We start from the raw sequence: 19,576 nt of genomic DNA on the forward strand, positions 1-19,576 counted from the left end.
CCCGCAGGGAGGGGCACAGTGGGTCCGTGCCCCTCGTGCGGGAAGGTCGTCTCCCCAGGCTGCTAGTCCGCGCCGGGACGCTGGTGCTGGTCCTTCCGCTGTTGGCCTGCGGTGTCACCCGCGGCGAGGAGTCCCGCGACATGCTGATGGTCATCCCCAACAGCCCGGGGGGCGGCTACGACCGCACCGGCCGGGCGGCGGTGCGGATCATGGAGGAGGCCGACATCACCGGCGGCTCCTTCACCGTCGACAACGTCATCGGCGCGGGTGGTGCCGCTGCGATGACTTCGCTGATCGGCAAGGCGGGCGACGAGCACACGATGATGACCGTCGGGCTCGGGGTGGTTGGCTCGACGTACTCCTTCGCAACCGACTACCAGCTCCAGGACGCGACGGCACTGGCTCAGCTGATGAGCGAGCCCGAGGCCGTCCTGGTGCCCGCCGACTCGCCGTTCCAGACGCTCGAGCAGTTCATCGACGCCTGGGTCGCGGACCCCGGGGCGCTCGCCATCGGCGGCGGCTCCTCGCCCGGAGGCCCGGACCACCTGTTCCCGATGCAGCTGGCGGACGCGGTCGGCATCGACCCGGCGGAGGTCAACTACGTCCCCTACGACGGCGGATCGCCGCTGGGCAGCGCGCTGGTGGGAGCCAAGATCGACGTCGGCTTCTCCGGCCCCGCCGAGTTCGAGGGCCAGATCCGAGACGGGGAGCTGCGAATGCTGGCCGTCTCCGGGGAGGAGCGTTCGCCACAGGAGATCTTCTCCGAGGTGCCGACGCTGACCGAGTCCGGGGTGGACTTGGTCTTCCTCAACTGGCGCGGGGTGCTGGCGCCGCCGGACATCAGTGCGGCGCGTCGCGACGAGCTGATCGGCTACCTGGAGACCATGCACGACTCGCCGCAGTGGCGCGAGCAGCTGGAGGTCAACGGCTGGACCGACGACTTCAAGACCGGCGAGGAGTTCGCGGCCTTCATCGTCGAGCAGGACGACCGGGTATCGGGAACCCTGGAAGACCTGGGGCTGATCTGATGGCCGAGCGCGAGGAGGGCGCCATCCCCGCCCATCCCCGCGTCGACCGCGGGCAGTACGTCTTCGCAGCTGTGCTCGCCGCGGTCGGGGTCTACACGCTCGTCGACGCGCGCGGCCTCAACGTCGGCTACGCCGACCCGGTGGGACCCCGGGCCTTCCCCTACATCATCGGCGGCGCCATGGTGCTGCTGGCCGTCCTGCTGGCCGTGGCCACCTCGCGCGGAGATGTCGCGGAGGGCGAGGCGGGGGAGGACGTGGACCTCACCACGCCCCCCGACTGGCTCACCGTGGGGAAGCTGGCAGGCGTGATGACCCTCAACATGCTCCTGGTGAACCTCCTCGGCTGGGCGATCACCGGGGCCCTGCTCTTCGTCGGCTGCGCCTGGGCCCTGGGATCACGCACGCTGCTGCGCGACGTGCTGGTCGGCGTCGTGCTCTCCGTCGGCAGCTGGTACGCCTTCTACGTGGGCCTCGGCGTGCCGATCCCGCCCGGCATCCTCGACGGGATCCTGTGATGGAGACCCTCGACCTCCTCCTGGGCGGTCTGGGTAACGCGTTCACCCCTACGAACCTGCTCTACGCCGCCGTCGGGGTGCTGCTGGGCACGTTCGTGGGGGTGCTGCCCGGCATCGGGCCGGCCATGGCGGTGGCCCTGCTGCTGCCCATCACCTACGGGCTGGACGTCACTCAGTCGTTCATCCTGTTCGCGGGGATCTACTACGGCGGCATGTACGGCGGCTCGACGACCTCCATCCTGCTCAACACGCCGGGGGAGTCGGCCTCGGTGATGACGGCCATCGAGGGCAACAAGATGGCCAGGAATGGCCGCGCCGCCCAGGCGCTCGCGACCGCGGCCATCGGCTCCTTCGTGGCGGGCACCATCGGCACGCTGCTCGTCGCCTTCTTCACCCCGGCGCTGGCCGAGGTCGCCGTCGACATCGGCGCCCCGTCGTTCTTCGCCATCATGTTGTTCTCGCTGATGCTGGTCACCGCCGTGCTCGGTTCCTCCAAGCTGCGAGGCTTCATCGGGCTGGCGATCGGGCTCACGATCGGTCTGGTCGGACTCGACCTCTCCACCGGTCAGGCCCGGCTCACCGGGGGTGTCCTGGCCCTGGCCGACGGCGTAGACATCGTGGTGGTGGCCGTCGGCATCTTCGCCGTCGGTGAGGCGCTGTGGATCGCGGCGCACCTGCGCCGCAAGCCGATCGAGGTGATCCCGGTGGGACGGCCGTTCATGGACCGCGAGGACTGGGGCCGGTCCTGGAAGCCGTGGCTTCGAGGCACCGCCCTCGGATTCCCGTTCGGGGCGCTCCCCGCCGGTGGTGCCGAGACCCCCACGTTCCTGTCCTACGTGCTGGAGCGCCGGCTCTCGCGCAAGTCCGAGGAGTTCGGCCACGGCGCCATCGAGGGAGTGGCCGGCCCGGAGGCCGCCAACAACGCCAGTGCCGCGGGTATGTTCGTGCCTCTGCTGGCTCTCGGCCTGCCCGTGACAGCGACCGCCGCGGTGCTGCTGGCCGCGATGCGGGTCTACGGCATCGTGCCCGGGCCGACCCTGATGACCGACCAGCCGGACCTGGTGTGGACGTTGCTGGCCAGCCTGCTGATCGGCAACACGCTGCTGCTGGTGATCAACCTCCCCCTCGCCCCGCTGTGGGCCCGGCTGCTGAGGATCCCGCGGCCCCAGCTCTACGCCGGCATCCTCTTCTTCGCCTCCCTGGGTGCCTACGCGGTCAACCAGAGCGCCTTCGACATCGCGCTGCTGCTGGTCTTCGGCTGCGTGGGCTTCGCGGTGAGGCGGTTCGGCATCCCGATCCTGCCGCTGATCCTCGGTGTCATCATCGGTCCTTTGATGGAGGCCAAGATGCGCGAGGCGCTGGACCTCTCCGACGGTGCGGTGAGCGGCCTGTTCAACGAGTGGCTGGCGGTGACGGTCTACGCCCTGATGGTGCTCGTGCTGGTGGTGCCCCCCGTGCTGAGCCGGATCCGCGGCAGGTCGATGGTGTCCGAGGAGCTCGACGAGCGAACGCACACCCACGGTTGAGTGAAGGGGTCGGGCATGAGTGTGGTGGTGGGCTATATCCCCAACCAGTACGGCGAGGCGGCTCTGGAGGCGGCGCTGCTCGAGGCGCAGCGTCGTGGCACCTCCCTGGTGGTGGTCAACGCGACCCGGGGCGACTCGCTGGTGGACGAGCGCTACCTGGGGGAGGAGGGCAGGCGCGGTCTGGAGGAGCGGCTCTCGGCCACCCCCGTGGACGTGGAGCTGCGGCAGGCGATGGGCCCGGACGTCGCCGACGAGCTGCTGTCGGTGGTTCGCGAGGTCGGGGCCGAGGCGCTGGTGATCGGGATCCGGCACCGCAGCCAGGTGGGCAAGATGCTGATGGGCAGCGTCGCCACCCGGCTGTTGATGGAGGCTCCCTGCCCGGTGGTCGCGGTCAAGCCGTGACGAGGTGACCACGAGGCATCGCCCCGGCTGCAAGGATGTCGGCGTACTCCGTCTACATTGTGCCCATGCGTCCGATCGGCGGCCGGTTCGCTGTCGAGGTGAGCAAGTTCTTGCTCGTCGGGGCGCTGGCCACACTTGTAGCCCTGGTGCTCTTCAACGGCCTCGTGCACGGCTTCACCAAGGGCGGCACCCCGCCGCTGAACAACCAGCCGGAGCTGGCCTACGTGCTGGCCAACCTGGCCGGGATGGTCATCAGCTTCCGGGGCACCCGCGACTGGGCCTTCCGCACCCGCGACGTGCGGCACAACGACGGTGGCAGGACCGCCTTCCTGCTGATCAACCTGGGCACGATGCTGATCCCGCTGGGGTTCCTGGCGTTCAGTCGCAACGTGCTCGGCCTGGACGACCCGGTCTCGGACAACATCGCCGCCAACGTCCTGGGCCTGGCGGTCGCCACCGCGACCAGGTTCGCGCTCTTCCGTCAGTACGTCTTCCCCAGGACCGTGAAGACCAGGCGCTGAGCCCCACGGGCCGGGCGTCTGACGGCTGGTCTCAGCGAGGGGCCCACAGGCTCGGCCAGCTGTGGCCGAGGGTGCCCACGAGCTCGCGCAGCAGCGGCAGGCTGACGCCGACCACGTTGTGGTGGTCGCCCTCGATGCCGGTGACGAAGGCGCCGCCGAGCCCGTCCACGGTGAACGCGCCCGCGACCACCAGCGGTTCGCCGGTCGCGACGTAGGCGGCGATCTCGTCGTCCGTGACGTCCGCGAAGTGCACCACGGTGCTCGCGGTCGCGGCGGCGGAGCGACCGGTGGCGGTGTCGGTGAGGCAGTGCCCGGTCACCAGCACCCCGCTGCGCCCCCGCATCCGCTGCCAGCGGCGCGTGGCCTCCTGTGGGGTGCCGGGCTTGCCCAGGGCTTCCCCGTCCAGCTCCAGGACCGAGTCGCAGCCGAGCACCAGAGCCCCGGGGGGCAGGTCGGCACGGCTAGCCACGGCCGCGCACTTGAGCTCGGCCAGGCGCTGAGCCAGGTCGGTCGGGGACAGGCCCACCAGCTGGTCCTCGTCGACGCCGGAGACGATGACGCTCGGCTCGATCCCGGCGCTGCGCAGGGTCGCGAGCCGTGCCGGGGACGCCGAGGCGAGCACCAGCGGCGTGCTCGCCCCGGCGGGGGACGGCTGTGAGGTCATCGAGGCAGGCTGCTGGCGCGCCAGCCGCCCGGACCGTGCGGGGACGAACGACGGACCTGGCGGTGCGGCGCCGACCACTCGGGGGTGCGCCGGGCAGCCGTGGCCTCCACGCCGCCCAGGCTGGCGAAGACCGCCACCAGGGCGGCGATCTCCTCCGGCGTCGCATCGGGGTTGACCACCCGGAGCAGCGGGGTCTTCGGCTGCTCCGAGGTGGTCTCCTGCTCACTCACAGCGGGATGTTCCCGTGCTTCTTGGCCGGCAGCGACTCGCGCTTGGAGCGCAGCAGGCGCAGCGCCCGGACGATCTCGGCGCGGGTCTCGTGCGGCGGGATGACGGCGTCGACGTAGCCGCGCTCGGCTGCCTGGTACGGGTTGGCCAGCGCCTCCTCGTACTCCTCGATCAGCTCGGCGCGACGGGCGTCGGCGTCCTCGGCGACCGCGAGCTCCTTGCGGTAGAGGATGTTGACCGCGCCCTGGGCTCCCACCACCGCGACCTGGGCGGTGGGCCAGGCCAGGTTGATGTCGGCACCGAGGTGCTTGGACCCCATCACCACGTAGGCGCCGCCGTACGCCTTGCGGGTGATGATCGTGACCAGCGGGACGGTCGCCTCTGCGTAGGCGTAGATCAGCTTCGCGCCGCGGCGGATGATGCCGTTGTACTCCTGGTCGGTGCCCGGCAGGAAGCCGGGGACGTCGACGAAGGTGACCACGGGGATGTTGAACGCGTCGCAGGTGCGCACGAAGCGGGCGGCCTTCTCCGAGGCGTCGATGTTGAGCGTGCCCGCGAACTGCATCGGCTGGTTGGCCACCACGCCGACGGGGCGTCCCTCGACCCGGCCGAAGCCGACGATGATGTTGGGCGCGAAGAGGGGCTGGACCTCGAGGAACTCCTCGTCGTCCAGGACCGCCGAGATCACGTCGTGCATGTCGTAGGGCTGGTTGGGGGAGTCCGGCACCAGGGTGTCCAGGGTGCGGTCCAGGTCGCTGATCTCCAGGTCCGCCGCCTCGTCGTACGACGGCGCCTCGTCGAGGTTGTTCTGCGGCAGGTAGCTCAGCAGCGCCTTGGTGTACTCGATGGCGTCCTCCTCGTCGGAGGCCATGTAGTGGGAGTTGCCCGAGATGGTGTTGTGCGTGCGCGCGCCGCCGATCTCCTCCATCGTGACGTCCTCGCCGGTGACGGTCTTGATCACGTCGGGGCCGGTGATGAACATGGCGGAGGTCTTGTCGACCATGATCGTGAAGTCGGTGACGGCCGGGGAGTACACGTGACCGCCGGCGCAGTTGCCCATGATCAGCGAGATCTGCGGGATGACGCCCGAGGCGTGCACGTTGCGCTTGAAGATCTCGCCGTACAGGCCGAGGGAGACGACGCCCTCCTGGATGCGGGCGCCGGCGCCCTCGTTGATGCCCACGATGGGGCTGCCGGTCTTGACGGCGAGGTCCATGATCTTGGTGATCTTCTCGCCGTAGACCTGGCCGAGGGAGCCGCCGAAGACGGTGAAGTCCTGGGAGAACACGCAGACCTGGCGGCCGTTCACGGTGCCGTAGCCCGTGATCACGCCATCGCCGTAGGGACGGTTCTTCTGCATGCCGAAGTTGGTCGAGCGGTGCCGCACCAGCTCGTCGAGCTCGACGAAGGAACCCTCGTCGAACAGCATCTCGATCCGCTCGCGGGCGGTCTGGCGACCCTTCGCGTGCTGCTTCTCGATGGCCTTGCTGCTGGAGACGTGGATGGCCTCGTCGAGTCGGCGCTCGAGGTCAGCGAGCTTGCCCGCCGTGGTGTGGATGTCGATCTCGGGCTGTTCGGAAGTCTCGGCGCTCACCGCTACATCTCCTCGGGCTCTGCTGGTGGGGGTGTGCTCTGGCTCGAGCGTGGGCCAATCTAGTCCCCATGTCCGACCTTCCAGCACCGCGCCCAGCACTCGATCCCGTTCGGCTCGCCGGTCTTCCGGCTCCGCTGCGCGTCGAGGTGCTCCCAGCCACCCCGTCCACCAACGCCGTCGTCGCGGCCCGAGCCCGCGAGGGAGAGCCCGCCGGTCTGGTCGTCGTCACCGAGCACCAGACCGCGGGCCGTGGGCGCCTGGACCGGGTCTGGGAGACCCCGCCCCGGGTGGCGCTCACCTTCTCGGTGCTGCTGCGACCACAGGTGGAGCCCGCCGACTGGACCTGGCTGCCGCTGCTGGCCGGGTACGCCGTGCACGCCGGGCTGGCCGACCGGCTCCCCGAGGTGGCGCTGAAGTGGCCCAACGACGTACTGGTGGAGGACCGCAAGATCGCCGGCATCCTGGTCGAGCGGGTGGAGACGCCCGACGGGCCGGCGGCCGTCGTGGGCGTGGGCCTGAACGTCAACCAGGACCTGGCCGACCTGCCCTCTGCGAACGCCACCTCGCTGCGCCTGGAGCTGGGGGAGACCTTCGACCGGACCGACCTGCTGGTGCAGGTGCTCGGCTCCCTGCGCGCGCTCGAGCCCCTGCTGCTGCACACCGACCAGCTGCGTACGGCCTACTGCGACGTCTGCTCCACCCTGGGCCGGGAGGTCGACGTCCACCTGCCCGGCGGCGAGGTCACTCGGGGTGAGGCGCTGGACCTGGACGCCCACGGAGCCCTGGTGGTGAGCACCGGCACCGGTGCGCTCACCGTCAACGCGGGTGACGTCATTCACGTACGCCCGACGACTGAGATGGAATGATCGCCGGATGGCCATCCCAAGCAAGCTCCTCAACGAGGGCGAGCACGTCGTCGTCTCCACCCGAACCCACCCGAAGGCGCTGATCGGCCCCTTCCTGGTCCTGGTGGTCGTGGTCGCGGCCGTCGTGCTGCTGGGGAACTGGCTGGACGAGGTGGTCCAGGACGACGTCGCCACCGTGCTCGGGGTCGTCGGCGGCATCCTCGCGTCGCTCCTGGTCGCCTGGTTCACGCTCCTGCCGCTGCTGCGCTGGCTCACCACGACGTACACCTTCACCAACCGGCGCTTCATCGCACGCTCGGGGATCATCGCCAAGGAGGGACGCACCATCCCGCTCAACCGGATCAGCGGCGTCGACTTCGAGATCGGCGTGGTCGACCGGCTCTTCGGCTGCGGGACCCTGATCGTCACCGACGCCAGCGCCGACGGTCGGGTGCGCGTCAACGACATCCCCCGGGTCGAGCAGGTCCAGCTGAAGGTGGCCGAGGAGCTGCACCAGGGCTCGGTACGGTCGGACGATGGCGCCTGACCCGCCGCGGCCGAGCCGCGAGGAGCTCGAGCAGTCGATCCTGGGGGAGAGCCCGGGCTACACGGCGCTGGAGGTCGCGGCCAGTGCCGGCATGTCGATCGACGAGGTACGTCGGCTGTGGCGCGCCCTGGGGTTCCCCGAGATGGCCGGTGAGGCGTTCTTCACCGCCGCCGACATCGAGGCGGTCGCCCACGTCTCCACCCTGGTCGAGCGGGGCAACCTCGACTTCGACATGGCGGTCACCCTGACCCGGGCGCTGGGGCAGACCATGTCCCGGCTGGCCGACTGGGAGGTCGCGACCCTGGTGGGACGGGTCGAGGAGATGGAGAAGAGCGAGGACGCCACCGGCAGCCGGATGGGCTCCGCGCTGCGCCTGGTCGACGAGGTCAACCCGGCGTTCGAGGAGCTGCTGCTCTACGCGTGGCGTCGGCACCTGGCCGCGGCGGCCTCCCGGATGGAGGCACTCGGCGCCAACGAGGACGACCTGCACACCACACACGTGACCGTCGGGTTCGCCGACATCGTGCACTTCACCGCCCTTTCCAACAAGATCGACGAGGGACGCATCGGTGACCTGGTGGAGGTCTTCGAGGCGCGCTGCCACGACGTGGTCTCCACCGCAGGAGGCCGGGCGATCAAGTCCATCGGCGACTCGATCCTGTTCGTGACCGACACCGCCGAGCGCGCCGTGGAGATCTCCGAGGGCATCATCCGGGTGATCGGCCGCGACCCGCGGATGCCGGACGTGCGTCTGGGTCTGGCGTCCGGGTCGGTGGTGACCCGGATGGGTGACGTCTTCGGGCCCCCGGTCAACATGGCGGCGCGCCTGACTGCGGTGGCCCGGCGCAACCGGATCATCGTCGACGCGGCGACCGCCGCACTGCTCCCCGAGGGCGAGTTCGTCACCCGGAGGCTGCCGGCGCGCCCGGTCCGCGGATTCGGCCTGGTCGAGCCGGTCGCGGTCAGCCGCCGCTGAGCCGTCCACCGGCTCCGGAACCAGGGAACCGGCGACGTCGTCCGGGCACAGGTGGTCTGGACCACGACCCCCCAGCTGAGCCGTTCGGCGGCGGGATCGCCGCATCCTCCTTAACGTCTGGGGGTGATCGCGGTCCAGGACGTGCTCGTTGACCCTGTCGCGCGTCGCGTGTGGCGCGCCGGTGAGGAGATCGTGCTCTCGCGCATGGAGTTCGACCTCATGCACGCGCTGATCTCGCGTGCCGGTGAGATCGTCAGCCGGGACGAGTTGATGCGACAGGTCTGGGGCGCCACCTTCTACACCTCCTCCAAGACCATCGACGTCCACCTCGGCTGGGTGCGTCGCAAGCTGGGGGACGACAGTCGCGACCCCACCCTGATCCGCACGGTCCGGGGCCGCGGTCTGCGGTTCGAGCCGGGCGCAGAGGGGTCTGCCGCCAGCCACGGCTGACCGGCTGGCTAGGGTCTGTTCCGTGCCCGCGCCGCTCGCTCCCGTCCTGGCCGTCATCGGTGGTGGCCAGCTCGCCCGCATGATGGCCCAGCCCGCCATCGCCCTGGGTCTGCCGCTGCGGCTGCTCGCCGAGGCCGAGGGAGTCTCCGCGGCCCAGGTCATCGTGGACCAGCAGGTCGGGGACCACCGTGACCTCGCCACCCTCCGCTCCGTCACCCAGGGCTGCTCCGTGGTCACCTTCGACCACGAGCACGTGCCCACCGAGCACCTGCACGCGCTGGCTGAGGGCGGCCTGGCGGTGCGCCCCGGGCCCGAGGCCCTGGTGCACGCCCAGGACAAGGCGGTGATGCGCCGCCGGCTCGACGAGCTGGGAGTGCCCTCCCCGCGCCACGCGGTGGTGGAGTCGGTGGCCGACGCGGCGGCGTTCGGCTTCCCGTGCGTGCTCAAGACCACCCGCGGCGGCTACGACGGCAAGGGCGTGTGGGTGGTGCGTGACGCCGCCGGGGCCCGTGAGGCCTTCGAGGCAGCGAGCGCCGCGGGCGTCCAGGTGCTGGCCGAGGAGCTGGTGGACTTCCGCCGAGAGCTCTCGGCGCTGGTGGCACGCTCGCCCAGCGGACAGGCCGCCGCCTACCCGGTGGTCGCCTCCACCCAGGTCGACGGGGTGTGCAGCGAGGTCGTGGCCCCGGCGCCGGACCTGGACCCCGAGCTGGCGGGCCAGGCCCAGCGGATCGCCCTGAGCATCGCGGGGGCGCTGGACGTGACCGGCATCCTGGCGGTGGAGCTGTTCGAGACCCACGACGGCCGGGTGCTGGTCAACGAGCTGGCGATGAGGCCGCACAACACCGGGCACTGGACCCAGGACGGCGCGGTCACCTCGCAGTTCGAGAACCACCTGCGGGCGGTGATGGACCTGCCGCTGGGTTCCCCCTCCCCGCGTGCCAGGTGGACGGTGATGGTCAACGTCCTGGGCGGGCCGCACGACGCCGGCCGGCTCTACGACGGGCTACCGCACGTGATGGCCCGCGACCCTCACCTGCGGGTGCACTTCTACGGCAAGGAATGGCGCCCCGGACGCAAGGTCGGGCACGTCAACGCATACGGCGACGACCTCACCGACTGCCTGGAGCGGGCCCGCCATGCCGCTGCCTGGCTCCGTGGGGACCTGGGTGACGAGAGTGAGTGAGGCAAGCATGAGCGCGGACGTGGGCATCGTGATGGGGTCGGACTCCGACTGGCCGGTGATGCAGGCCGCCGCCGAGGTCCTAGAGGAGCTCGGGGTCTCGTTCGAGGCCGACGTGGTCTCCGCGCACCGGATGCCGCAGGAGATGCTCGACTACGGCCGCGACGCCGCGGGACGCGGCACCAAGGTCCTCATCGCCGGCGCCGGTGGTGCAGCGGCGCTGCCGGGGATGATCGCCTCGGTCACCCCGCTGCCCGTGATCGGCGTGCCGGTGCCGCTGAAGTACCTCGACGGCATGGACTCGCTGCTCTCGATCGTGCAGATGCCGGCCGGCATCCCGGTCGCCACGGTGGCTATCGGCAACGCCCGGAACGCCGGCATCCTGGCCGCCCGGATCCTCGGCGTCTCCGACCCCGCGCTGCAGCAGCGCCTGGTGGAGTTCCAGGCCGCGCTGGCCGAGAGCGCCCACGCCAAGGGCCAGGCGGTCCGGGACGCGGCGACCCGCCGTCCGCGGATCGGATTCTAGGCACACGTCCCCACCCTGGGTACCGTCTTGCAGGTGAAGCCGTCCGGAGCTGCGCGGGACCGCCTCGGGGAAAGCCGCCTCGTCGGGGTCGACGTGGCCCGCTGCCTCGCCCTGCTGGGGATGGTGGCCACCCACGTCCTGGTGACCCGCGAGGCCGACGGGCAGCTCTCCCTCGCCCACGCGCTGGCGGGCGGCCGGGCATCGGCCCTGTTCGCGGTCCTGGCGGGAGTGAGCATCGCGCTGCTGACCGGAGCCGGCACCCCGGTGCGGGGTCGCGAGCGGGCGGCTCGGTCGGCCGGACTGGTGGCCAGGGCGCTGCTGGTGGGCCTGCTCGGCTTGATGCTCGCCGCCCTGGACAGCGGACTGGCGATCATCCTCACCTACTACGCCGTGCTGTTCGTGCTGGCGTTGCCGTTCCTGGGCCTGGGTGCCCGGAGGCTGTTCCTGCTGGCCGCCGGCTGGGCGGTGCTGGCGCCGGTCGCCTCGCAGTGGCTGCGCCCGATGCTTCCTGAGCGTGGCTACGCCAGCCCCTCCTTCGAGCAGCTCCGCGACCCTGGCGGGCTGCTCTCCGAGCTCCTGCTCACCGGCTACTACCCGGCGCTGCCGTGGCTGACCTACCTGTTGCTGGGCCTGGCGATCGGTCGCCTCGACCTGCGCAACCGGGTGGTGACCGGCTGGCTGGCCGCGCTGGGCGCAGCCCTGGCGGTGGTGGCCAGCGCCCTCTCCGACGTGCTGACCAGCCGGGAGGACGTGACCCGGGCACTGCTGGCGGACCCGCCTCCGTTGGGCTCGGCCAGCAGTGGTCCCGAGCTGCTGGAGCTGCTTCGCGCCGGGATGTACGGCACCACCCCGGACTCGAGCTGGGCCTGGCTGCTGGTGCGCGCGCCGCACAGCGCGACCCCGTTCGACCTCGTGCAGACCGCCGGGAGCGCGATGCTGGTGCTCGGCGGCTGCCTGCTGCTCGCGGCCGCCCTGCCGGTGCTCGGGCGGCGAGCGCTGGCCGTCCTCTTCGGCGCCGGCACCATCACGCTGACCCTGTACTCGCTGCACGTGGCGATGCGGTCGGAGCTGCTGTGGCCCGCTGAGGAGCCCGGGAGCTTCCGCAGCCACGTGCTGGTGCTGGGGGCGGTGGGAGCCCTGTACGCCGCCCGCGGCATCCGAGGTCCACTGGAGTCGGCTGCCGGTGCGGTGGCCGGCGCCGCGGCCGCAGCCGTGCGGGCTCTGCCCGCCCGATCGGCGAGACGGGGGCATGAGGTGGGGGAGCGGGGGTACGTCCCGGGTATGGACACAGGCAAGAACGACGATTCCCAGGGCCAGGTCTCCGAGGTCGCCAGCATGGCGCACGCGGGAGAGGAGATCGACCCCAGCGACGCCGTCGCGGGGGCGCCGGACCATTCCTCGGGCGAGGACCGGGCCGACGAGGGGACGCAGGGTCCCGACGCTCCGCCCCGGCACGGCGTCCCCGAAGAGTCCAACGAGTCCTCACGCTGACGCCGCGACGATGAGTGTCAACACCCGCACTCTCAAGGGGAGCGCCGAGGACGTGTGGAAGGTGCTCGCGGACGGCTGGCTCTACCCCTTGTGGGTGGTCGGCGCCTCACGGATGCGTGACGTGGACGACACTTGGCCGGCGGTCGGGTCCCAGCTGCACCACTCGGTCGGAGCCTGGCCGCTGCTGATCGACGACAGCACCGAGGTGCTGGAGTCGGTGCCGGGCAGTCGGCTGGTGCTGCGCGCCCGGGCCTGGCCGATGGGCGATGCCCGGGTCGAGATCGAGATGCACCCGGACGGGGACGCCGGCACCACGGAGGTGGTGATCCGTGAGGACGCCACCGCCGGACCGGCGCTGCTGCTGCCCTCGCCCCTGCGGCAGCCGACGCTGGCGTGGCGCAACACCGAGACGCTGCGGCGGCTGGCCTACCTGGTGGAGCGCCGCCAGCGCGGCTAGCCACTAGCGGTCGGCGCAGGAGAGCACGGCCTCGAGGACGAATTCAGCGGCTCGGGGGTGATTGGCGACCAGTTGACGACTGTGGTCCTCGGTATCGACCGGCAGCGGGTGCACGGGGCTCGGGAGTCCCGCTCTCGCAACCAGGGTGGCTGCGTTGCCGGAGACCACGTCGTTGCGCGTCTCCCAGGTCACCCAGGTCGGCGGCAGAGGGCCGGGGTCGGAGCCGTCGACGGTTCCGGAGCCATCGCGGGACACGAGGACCGGCGAGATCGCGGCGATGGCGCAGGGCGGCTCGGTGAGCAGTGCCAGCGCGGAGAACATCACTGAGTTGCCCATGGAGGAGGCGACGAGCACCACCTCCTCGACGCCGTCTGCGCGAAGGCCTGCGACGGCACCGGCGAGGTCTTCGGCCTCGTGCGCGAGTCCTGCTGCCGCGGGCGAAGACCCGCGACCCCGGCGGTCGAACAGCAGCACCTGAGCACCGGTGGCGGCGGCGGTCTCGCTGGCCCACGGGAGCCAGTCGCACAGAGTCTGCGACGCCCCTTGGCGCAGCACGACCGCGAGGGGCGAGGCGGGGTCACCCACCAGGGCCGCACCCAGCGCCGTCCCGTCCTCGGCACGCAGCACGGCGCGTCGGGCGCCGTCGGGGACATGGTCACACTGCTGCGCCAACGGGGTCTCCGGAGCGAACGTCCGACGGCTGTCCCACCACTGCCAGGCGCGTGGACCCACCAGCACGCCGACGACCGTCATCATGGCCAGGACGATCGCCGCCCACAGGACGAGCCGCGAGCGCCTCAGCGAGGTCGCCGCCACTCGATCGCGGGGCAGGTGTCCATCACCATCGGCACGCCGGCAGCCGTCGTGCGCTCGAAGGCGGCCTCGTCGAGGACCCCGAGCTGGAACCACACGCCTCTGGCCCCGACTGCCACGGCCTCGTCGGCGAACTGGCCAGCCGCCTCGGAGCGCCGGAAGACGTCGACGACGTCGATGCCGAAGGGCACCTCGGACAGGGAGGCATAGCCCTGCTGGCCCAGCACGGTGGGCGCGCTGGGGTGGATCGGCACGATCTTCTTGCCCCGCTCGACCAGCAGAGCCGCGATCGAGTACGCCGTGCGGGAGGGGTCCCCGGACAGGCCCACCACAGCCCAGGTCTCGCACTCGTCGAGCATGAAGTCGATGTTTGCGCGGTCGAGCCACGGCGGGGTCTTGGTCATGGGCGAAACCTAGCGCGGGACGTGGTAGCCTCCACGACCGCCGTGAGGCCGTGATCAGTCCTGGAGCGGATGCCCGGCGATCTCGCGCAGCGCAGGCAGCATCTCGGCCAGGGGGCGCGTGGTGCGCAGCACCACCAGGGAGGCCTCGCGCTCACCTGGGGCATCCGGTTGGGCGCCGTGCAGGGACACCACGTGCGCCATCGCCACGTCGAACTCGGCGTTGGCGGCCTCGTCGTCGATCTGGTCCCGCAGCCACCGCCGCAGCACGTGGTTGTGCGCGGTGATCACGGCGTTGGCCAGCAGCTCAGCCCGGAGCGCCGTGTGGGGTGCGGATCCCAGCCAGTCGTGCACGAACTCGCGGAACGTGCGCTGGTACTGCTGCTGACTGGCGATCTCCCGGGCACGCAGGGTGGGAACGCTCCGGGTGAGGCGGTAGCGGATCCTGGCTCGGTCGCCCTCTGCGAGATGGTGCTTCAGCACCAGTCGCGCCGCCTCGGTGACAGCCACCGACGCGGTCGCGTCAGTGGCGGTGGCGAGCCGGTCGCGAACTGCGGCGAGGAGAACCGCGTGATCGGGGAAGATCACGTCCTCCTTGGACTTGAAGACCCGGAAGAACGTCGTGCGGCCGACGCCGGCGCGCTCGGCGACGTCCTCGACGGTGGTCTCCTCGAACCCGCGCTCGTCGAAGAGGGCGAAGGCCGCCTCGATCAGGCGCTGCCGGCTGCTGGCCACGTGGTCTCCTCGGATACGGTACTGAGTACCGTATCAGCGGGATTGAGTGCCGCCGTGTGATGAGACCAGATCAAGAGAAGAGACCATGAGCAACCCTGACTTCGACCTGTACCAGCTCTCCGAGGAGCACAAGGCGATCCGCGAGGCCGTCCGGGCCGTCTGTGACGCCAAGGTCGCGCCGTACGCCGCGGAGGTCGACGAGCAGGCGAGATACCCCCAGGAGGCGGCCGACGCCCTGTTCGCCGCGGACTTCCACGCCCCCCACGTGCCCGAGCAGTACGGCGGCGCCGGGGCCGACGCGCTGGCCACGGTGCTGGTGATCGAGGAGGTGGCGCGCGCCTGCGTCTCTTCCTCGCTCATCCCGGCGGTCAACAAGCTCGGCTCGCTCCCGGTGCAGATCGCCGGGTCCGAGGAGCTCAAGGCCAAGTACCTGGGCAGGCTGGCGCGGGGTGAGGGCGGCTTCTCCTACTGCCTCTCCGAGCCCGACGCCGGATCCGACGCGCTGGGCATGAAGACGCGCGCGGTGCGCGACGGGGACACCTGGGTGCTCAACGGCGTGAAGCGCTGGATCACCAACGCCGGGGAGAGCGAGTACTACACGGTGATGGCGGTCACCGACCCCGAGCAGCGCTCGCGCGGCATCTCGGCCTTCGTGGTCGAGAAGTCCGACGCCGGTGTCTCCTTCGGTGCCAAGGAGAAGAAGCTCGGCATCAAGGGCAGCCCGACCCGCGAGGTCTACTTCGACAACGTGCGGATCCCTGCGGACCGGATGATCGGGGCCGAGGGCACCGGCTTCGCGACCGCCATGAAGACCTTGGACCACACCCGGGTCACCATCGCCGCTCAGGCCGTGGGCGTGGCCCAGGGCGCCCTGGACTACGCGCTGGGGTACGCCAAGGAGCGCCAGCAGTTCGGCAAGTCCATCGCGGAGTTCCAGGGGCTGCAGTTCATGCTGGCCGACATGGGCATGAGGGTGGAGGCCGCGCGCCAGATGACCTATGCGGCCGCCGGACGCTCCGAGCGGGGCGACTCCGACCTGACCTTCTTCGGCGCCGCGGCCAAGTGCTTCGCCTCCGACGTGGCGATGGAGGTCACCACCAACGCCGTCCAGGTCCTCGGCGGCTACGGCTTCACCAGCGACTACCCGGTGGAGCGGATGATGCGCGACGCCAAGATCACCCAGATCTACGAGGGCACCAACCAGGTGCAGCGGATCGTGATGGCTCGTCAGCTGCTGGCCGGGGTGCAGTCAGAGCTCTGACCTGCGGTTTCTCCGCAGCTAGCCTCCGAAGTTGGAGCCATTGTGCCGTAGACGTGGCGCCGTGCATCGAAGACGGGAACGGGGGAGCGGTCCAGAGGACGGGCGTCTCGTTGAGCCGTGCGATGAGCGAACGCCGGCCGTGTCGTCGGCGACGAACAGAGCGTTCGCCTCGACGGCGCCCGCCTCGTCGTCGGGACTGCGCCCGATCAGCCTCATCTCGGCGGCGGGAAAGCAGGCCTCACCCAAAGTGATGAAAAGTGGCCAAGCGGGAAGTGGGCCGTTTGAACCAAGGCGTCGCGGGCATAGCGCACCCACACGCTCGGGGTGGGGGACCTCTATGGGACAGATCAATCTCACGCACGCATCATTCGCGAGGGCTCAAGCCGACGTCGTGGCCGCAGCGGACCGGCTGTAAAACGACCGGCACAGCATCGACCAACGGGTCACCGGGTTCCTTGGCACCGGTTGGACCGGTGTCGCCGCCGACTACGACTTGAACTACCTCGCGCCATGACGTCACGTTGGAAGCAGCGGTATTGGTCGGTCGACGCGCCTGGACTCGACGCGGCAGGCGCCGATGATCTTGTAGAGCGCGCCGCCGTCGTCGCCAACGAGCCCTCGGCAAGCTCACCCCTGTCGAGTGTGAGATGATCTACGCGGCCGCAGAAGCGGCCTGACTACTGCAAACCCCGAGTGTCAACCAGACCGGGGGCAGTCCCGGTTACGTTCACCCACGATTCTGCTGCTCCTGCTCTTTTCATCTGTCGGGCTCAGCCTGCGGCGGCTGTTTCGGGTAGTGGGTCTGCCCCGCCATGACGGTTCGAGCGGCGCGATGGCGCCCTCGCACGGACGAGCAGGGTATGCCGAGGCGGCAGAGCTTAGTCCTGGATCTGCCCTCGTCGCTCCGCGCGCATCATCAAACCAAGCCCGGTGATCATGAGCAGGACTGAGATCACTCGCAAGCCCAGACTGAGCGTGCCCCACGTGCCGCGACTGTCTTCGGACAGGTCCGACGCGATGCCCCAGAGGTTTAATACCAGGGCGACGGCAATGCATGACATGAATAGCCGGTAGCGAGTGCGAGTCATAGTCATCCCCGGATCCTAGGGACTTTGGGTCACGACGGCGCGGCGAGTCGTAAATCAGAATCCATTGGTGAAGGAGAAGTTACGTCCTACGCGAGCCGTCGAACGGTCATGACTTCTCCCGTAAACTCGGAGTTCGTCCCGTAGCGGACGACGTCCCCGGTTCGGGGCGCGTGCAGGATCCGCTCGCCACCGATGTAGATCGCAACGTGGTGCGGGCCGCCAGCGCCGGGGTAGCCGAAGAAGATCAGGTCGTCCTTCACAAGCTCCAGACTTCGCCGCTCGTGCTGACCGGCTCGCAATGCAGCAGCACCTTGATGTGACCGCCCTCGTAGTGGTGGACGTCGATGACGCGCCAGCCGTCGCGTTCCTCTGCGTTGAGCGTGGCCTCAATCGTGTCATCGAGCGGTGGCAGGTCTGGCTCAAAGTTGACGTGCTTATAGGGCATCGCTGGTCCTCCGGGTGGTTGCTGTCACCTGAACGTGCATCAGCCCCCCCGCCGGAGTTCAGGAGAAAGGTGGAGGGGAGCCGACGGGAGGGGGCTACCGAGAGACCGCAGCCAGACGAGCACGCAGCCGCTCCACCTCGGCCTGGGTCCACTCCACAGGCTGGACCACGGCGTACCAGGCGCTCAGCGGCTGGGTGCCGTAGCGGTGGCCGTGGTCCTCGTCGAAGTCGTTGCTCACCGCCATGTCGACCGCGAGCTGCAGGAACGTCGTCACCGGCGTCCAGCTGATGGCGGGGTTGACGGCCGCGTCAAGCGGCTCCTCCAGCCAGTCCGGCCTGTCGAGCGCGGTCTCCCAGTCCCACCACACGATGGGGTCGTCGGCCTGCTGCAGGAAGACGGAGTGGGCGGGGTCCGCGGTGATGTCGCTCTCCCGGTTGACGAAGCGGAAGGTGCGGCCGTCTCCCACCACGGGACGCACCTGGGGCGACCCGGGCCGTCGTACCCGCTCGGCCTCGCGGCGCAGGTGCATGGTCTCCGGCGGACCCACCCAGACCGCGCCGTCGACCCGCGCGGCGCTGTCGGCGAGCGAGTCGAACGCCTGTGCGCCCCCGAAGGAGCCCAGGCTCTCCCCGGCGATGTAGAGGTCTGGCCGTACGCCGTCCAACCGGGCGAGCCGGTCCTCGACGGCCGCCATGAGGGCGACCGCGGTGTCGCCCGCAGCCGCGGACTCGGAGACGAACGCCAGCGGGCTGGGCAGGTGGGAGTACTGCACCGTGACGACGGCGACGTCGCCGTCGTGGAAGTACTCCACCGGTTGCACGAGCTGCTCGTTGATCCACCCGGTGCCGGTGGGGAGCACCACGAGCAGCGCCTTGCGCTCGAAGGCGCCGAACCGGTCCAGCTCCGCCATCGCCAGCTCGACCCGCCCCGCGACCGTCTCGGCGCTGGCGCGACCGACGTAGACCCGGATCGGCTCGGTGACCGCGCCGGTGGCGAAGTCGGCGAGCTCGTCGGTGCTCGGCCCCCGGGTGAGGAAGCGCCGTCCCTCGTGGCCGGCCTCGTCCCACGCCACTGCGGAGTCCGGGCCCCCCGATCGGAGCAGCGAGGCGGGTGGCTCAGGGTCCCCGTCGGTGTCCAGGTCACTGAGCGCGAAGCCGGAGTTGAGGCCGTCCAGGGTGCGCTGCAGCACGAAGGTGTTCAGCGATGCCAACACCACCCACGCGACCAGGACCAGGGACAGCCCCGCCGCGATCCAGGTCGGCAGCATCCGGGCGCCCAGCCGCGTGGTCCGCAGCCAGAGGAGCTTCAACAGTGCCCCGACGGCGAGGAACACCAGCGCGACCCCCGCAGCCAGGATCAGCGTGCCGCCGTAGACGTACCAGAACGACGATCGTTCGTAGCCCAGCCGCTCCCAGGTCCACCGGTGCTGGTCCACGGCCCGCGAGACCGCCCAGACGACGTACCCCAGGACACCCCCGGCGACCAGCAGCCGGACCCGCCGATCCAGGGTGGTCCCGAACGGGGCGGTTCCCCAGCCTCGGCGGACCCGCAGGAGCTTGCCGAGCCGGGTGAGGCCCAGCCCGAGCCCGTAGCCCAGGGCCACCGAGACCCCGCTGAGCACACCCTGGAAGAGCCACGAGCGGGCCAGCAGCGACGGTGCCAGGGACTGGGCGAAGAACCACGCGGCCAGCAGCGTGCCCAACAGGCTCGGACGGCGCAGGAGTGTGTCGAAGGTCACCGGCCGCACCTCCTCGCCTCACCGAGAAACTACTCCCGTCCGCGGTCGGCCACGAGCACCCGGCTCGCCGGGGTGCAGTCCGAGGTCTGAGCCTGGACACGGACGAGCGACGGCCCGCCGTGGGGGAACCCCACGACGGGCCGTC

General features: G+C 70.6%; 23 protein-coding genes. 14 read left to right on the forward strand and 9 right to left on the reverse strand.

Features of this window, described 5'->3' with window-relative positions; genetic code table 11:
* Positions 1-26 precede the first annotated feature (26 nt).
* The 5 genes from C5H89_RS05615 (at position 27) to C5H89_RS05635 (ending at position 3,992) form a co-directional block, all read left to right on the forward strand.
* Positions 27-1,028, forward strand: coding sequence for a tripartite tricarboxylate transporter substrate-binding protein (locus C5H89_RS05615; RefSeq protein ID WP_240181724.1), 1,002 nt, complete (start codon positions 27-29; stop codon positions 1,026-1,028).
* Complete coding sequence (locus C5H89_RS05620) at positions 1,028-1,543, forward strand: tripartite tricarboxylate transporter TctB family protein (protein ID WP_104106054.1); 516 nt, start codon at positions 1,028-1,030, stop codon at positions 1,541-1,543. The genes C5H89_RS05615 and C5H89_RS05620 overlap by 1 nt, the downstream gene beginning before the upstream one ends.
* A complete protein-coding gene (locus tag C5H89_RS05625) occupies positions 1,543-3,069 on the forward strand; it encodes a tripartite tricarboxylate transporter permease (RefSeq protein ID WP_104106055.1) in 1,527 nt (508 codons plus the stop codon). The genes C5H89_RS05620 and C5H89_RS05625 overlap by 1 nt, the downstream gene beginning before the upstream one ends.
* Positions 3,070-3,084: 15 nt before the next feature.
* On the forward strand, positions 3,085-3,471 hold the full coding sequence (locus tag C5H89_RS05630) for a universal stress protein (protein WP_104106106.1): 387 nt from the start codon (positions 3,085-3,087) through the stop codon (positions 3,469-3,471).
* Between the two features lie 65 nt (positions 3,472-3,536).
* On the forward strand, positions 3,537-3,992 hold the full coding sequence (locus C5H89_RS05635) for a GtrA family protein (protein ID WP_162799221.1): 456 nt from the start codon (positions 3,537-3,539) through the stop codon (positions 3,990-3,992).
* A gap of 31 nt (positions 3,993-4,023) precedes the next feature.
* Here the strand turns inward: C5H89_RS05635 and C5H89_RS05640 are convergent, their stop codons facing one another.
* From C5H89_RS05640 to C5H89_RS05650, 3 genes are read right to left on the reverse strand one after another with little or no spacing between them, the layout of a single operon-like run.
* Positions 4,024-4,656, reverse strand: coding sequence for a nucleoside triphosphate pyrophosphatase (locus C5H89_RS05640; RefSeq protein WP_104106057.1), 633 nt, complete (start codon positions 4,654-4,656; stop codon positions 4,024-4,026).
* Complete coding sequence (locus C5H89_RS05645) at positions 4,653-4,886, reverse strand: acyl-CoA carboxylase subunit epsilon (protein WP_104106058.1); 234 nt, start codon at positions 4,884-4,886, stop codon at positions 4,653-4,655. The genes C5H89_RS05640 and C5H89_RS05645 overlap by 4 nt, the downstream gene beginning before the upstream one ends.
* On the reverse strand, positions 4,883-6,478 hold the full coding sequence (locus tag C5H89_RS05650) for an acyl-CoA carboxylase subunit beta (protein ID WP_199286682.1): 1,596 nt from the start codon (positions 6,476-6,478) through the stop codon (positions 4,883-4,885). The genes C5H89_RS05645 and C5H89_RS05650 overlap by 4 nt, the downstream gene beginning before the upstream one ends.
* A gap of 68 nt (positions 6,479-6,546) precedes the next feature.
* Here C5H89_RS05650 and C5H89_RS05655 point away from each other — a divergent pair, with 68 nt between their 5' ends.
* From C5H89_RS05655 to C5H89_RS05690, 8 genes are all read left to right on the forward strand, one after another.
* Positions 6,547-7,344 carry a biotin--[acetyl-CoA-carboxylase] ligase gene (locus C5H89_RS05655; RefSeq protein WP_104106059.1) on the forward strand — a complete coding sequence of 266 codons (798 nt, stop codon included), beginning with the start codon at positions 6,547-6,549 and terminating at the stop codon, positions 7,342-7,344.
* A gap of 7 nt (positions 7,345-7,351) precedes the next feature.
* The gene (locus C5H89_RS05660; RefSeq protein ID WP_104106060.1) at positions 7,352-7,870 is read left to right on the forward strand and encodes a PH domain-containing protein; all 519 of its coding nucleotides are present in this window, start codon (positions 7,352-7,354) and stop codon (positions 7,868-7,870) included.
* A complete protein-coding gene (locus C5H89_RS05665) occupies positions 7,860-8,846 on the forward strand; it encodes an adenylate/guanylate cyclase domain-containing protein (protein ID WP_104106061.1) in 987 nt (328 codons plus the stop codon). Before C5H89_RS05660 ends, C5H89_RS05665 begins: the two co-directional genes overlap by 11 nt.
* Positions 8,847-8,969: 123 nt before the next feature.
* Positions 8,970-9,296, forward strand: coding sequence for a winged helix-turn-helix domain-containing protein (locus tag C5H89_RS05670; protein WP_104106062.1), 327 nt, complete (start codon positions 8,970-8,972; stop codon positions 9,294-9,296).
* A gap of 22 nt (positions 9,297-9,318) precedes the next feature.
* Positions 9,319-10,479 (forward strand): 5-(carboxyamino)imidazole ribonucleotide synthase, encoded by a 1,161-nt coding sequence (locus C5H89_RS05675; protein WP_104106063.1) that lies wholly within the window; start codon positions 9,319-9,321, stop codon positions 10,477-10,479.
* A 7-nt stretch (positions 10,480-10,486) separates the two neighbouring features.
* A complete protein-coding gene (gene purE / locus C5H89_RS05680) occupies positions 10,487-11,002 on the forward strand; it encodes a 5-(carboxyamino)imidazole ribonucleotide mutase (protein WP_205304875.1) in 516 nt (171 codons plus the stop codon).
* Between the two features lie 33 nt (positions 11,003-11,035).
* The gene (locus C5H89_RS05685) at positions 11,036-12,493 is read left to right on the forward strand and encodes a heparan-alpha-glucosaminide N-acetyltransferase domain-containing protein (RefSeq protein WP_162799222.1); all 1,458 of its coding nucleotides are present in this window, start codon (positions 11,036-11,038) and stop codon (positions 12,491-12,493) included.
* Positions 12,494-12,503: 10 nt separating this feature from the next.
* A complete protein-coding gene (locus tag C5H89_RS05690; RefSeq protein WP_104106066.1) occupies positions 12,504-12,950 on the forward strand; it encodes an SRPBCC family protein in 447 nt (148 codons plus the stop codon).
* Between the two features lie 3 nt (positions 12,951-12,953).
* Here C5H89_RS05690 and C5H89_RS05695 read toward each other — a convergent pair whose 3' ends face one another.
* From C5H89_RS05695 to C5H89_RS05705, 3 genes are read right to left on the reverse strand one after another with little or no spacing between them, the layout of a single operon-like run.
* The gene (locus tag C5H89_RS05695) at positions 12,954-13,706 is read right to left on the reverse strand and encodes an alpha/beta hydrolase (RefSeq protein WP_162799223.1); all 753 of its coding nucleotides are present in this window, start codon (positions 13,704-13,706) and stop codon (positions 12,954-12,956) included.
* Between the two features lie 41 nt (positions 13,707-13,747).
* Entirely contained in the window at positions 13,748-14,167 is a 420-nt protein-coding gene (locus tag C5H89_RS05700) for a CoA-binding protein (protein WP_205304876.1), read from the reverse strand.
* Between the two features lie 54 nt (positions 14,168-14,221).
* Positions 14,222-14,899 (reverse strand): TetR family transcriptional regulator, encoded by a 678-nt coding sequence (locus C5H89_RS05705; RefSeq protein ID WP_104106068.1) that lies wholly within the window; start codon positions 14,897-14,899, stop codon positions 14,222-14,224.
* Between the two features lie 85 nt (positions 14,900-14,984).
* Between C5H89_RS05705 and C5H89_RS05710 the strand changes: the two genes are divergently transcribed.
* Positions 14,985-16,160: an acyl-CoA dehydrogenase family protein gene (locus C5H89_RS05710; RefSeq protein WP_104106069.1), complete on the forward strand. Its 1,176-nt coding sequence runs from the start codon at positions 14,985-14,987 to the stop codon at positions 16,158-16,160.
* A 1,174-nt stretch (positions 16,161-17,334) separates the two neighbouring features.
* On the opposite strand, the gene C5H89_RS19090 is transcribed toward C5H89_RS05710, so the two are convergent.
* The 3 genes from C5H89_RS19090 to C5H89_RS05725 form a co-directional block, all read right to left on the reverse strand.
* Entirely contained in the window at positions 17,335-17,508 is a 174-nt protein-coding gene (locus tag C5H89_RS19090) for an NlpC/P60 family protein (RefSeq protein WP_205304877.1), read from the reverse strand.
* Positions 17,505-17,693: a hypothetical protein gene (locus tag C5H89_RS19095; protein ID WP_205304878.1), complete on the reverse strand. Its 189-nt coding sequence runs from the start codon at positions 17,691-17,693 to the stop codon at positions 17,505-17,507. The genes C5H89_RS19090 and C5H89_RS19095 overlap by 4 nt, the downstream gene beginning before the upstream one ends.
* A gap of 94 nt (positions 17,694-17,787) precedes the next feature.
* Positions 17,788-19,431: an alpha/beta-hydrolase family protein gene (locus C5H89_RS05725; RefSeq protein ID WP_162799224.1), complete on the reverse strand. Its 1,644-nt coding sequence runs from the start codon at positions 19,429-19,431 to the stop codon at positions 17,788-17,790.
* Positions 19,432-19,576: the final 145 nt, after the last annotated feature.

The organism is Nocardioides sp. 616, from assembly GCF_002930065.1.
In the GTDB taxonomy this organism is placed as follows: domain Bacteria; phylum Actinomycetota; class Actinomycetes; order Propionibacteriales; family Nocardioidaceae; genus Nocardioides; species Nocardioides houyundeii.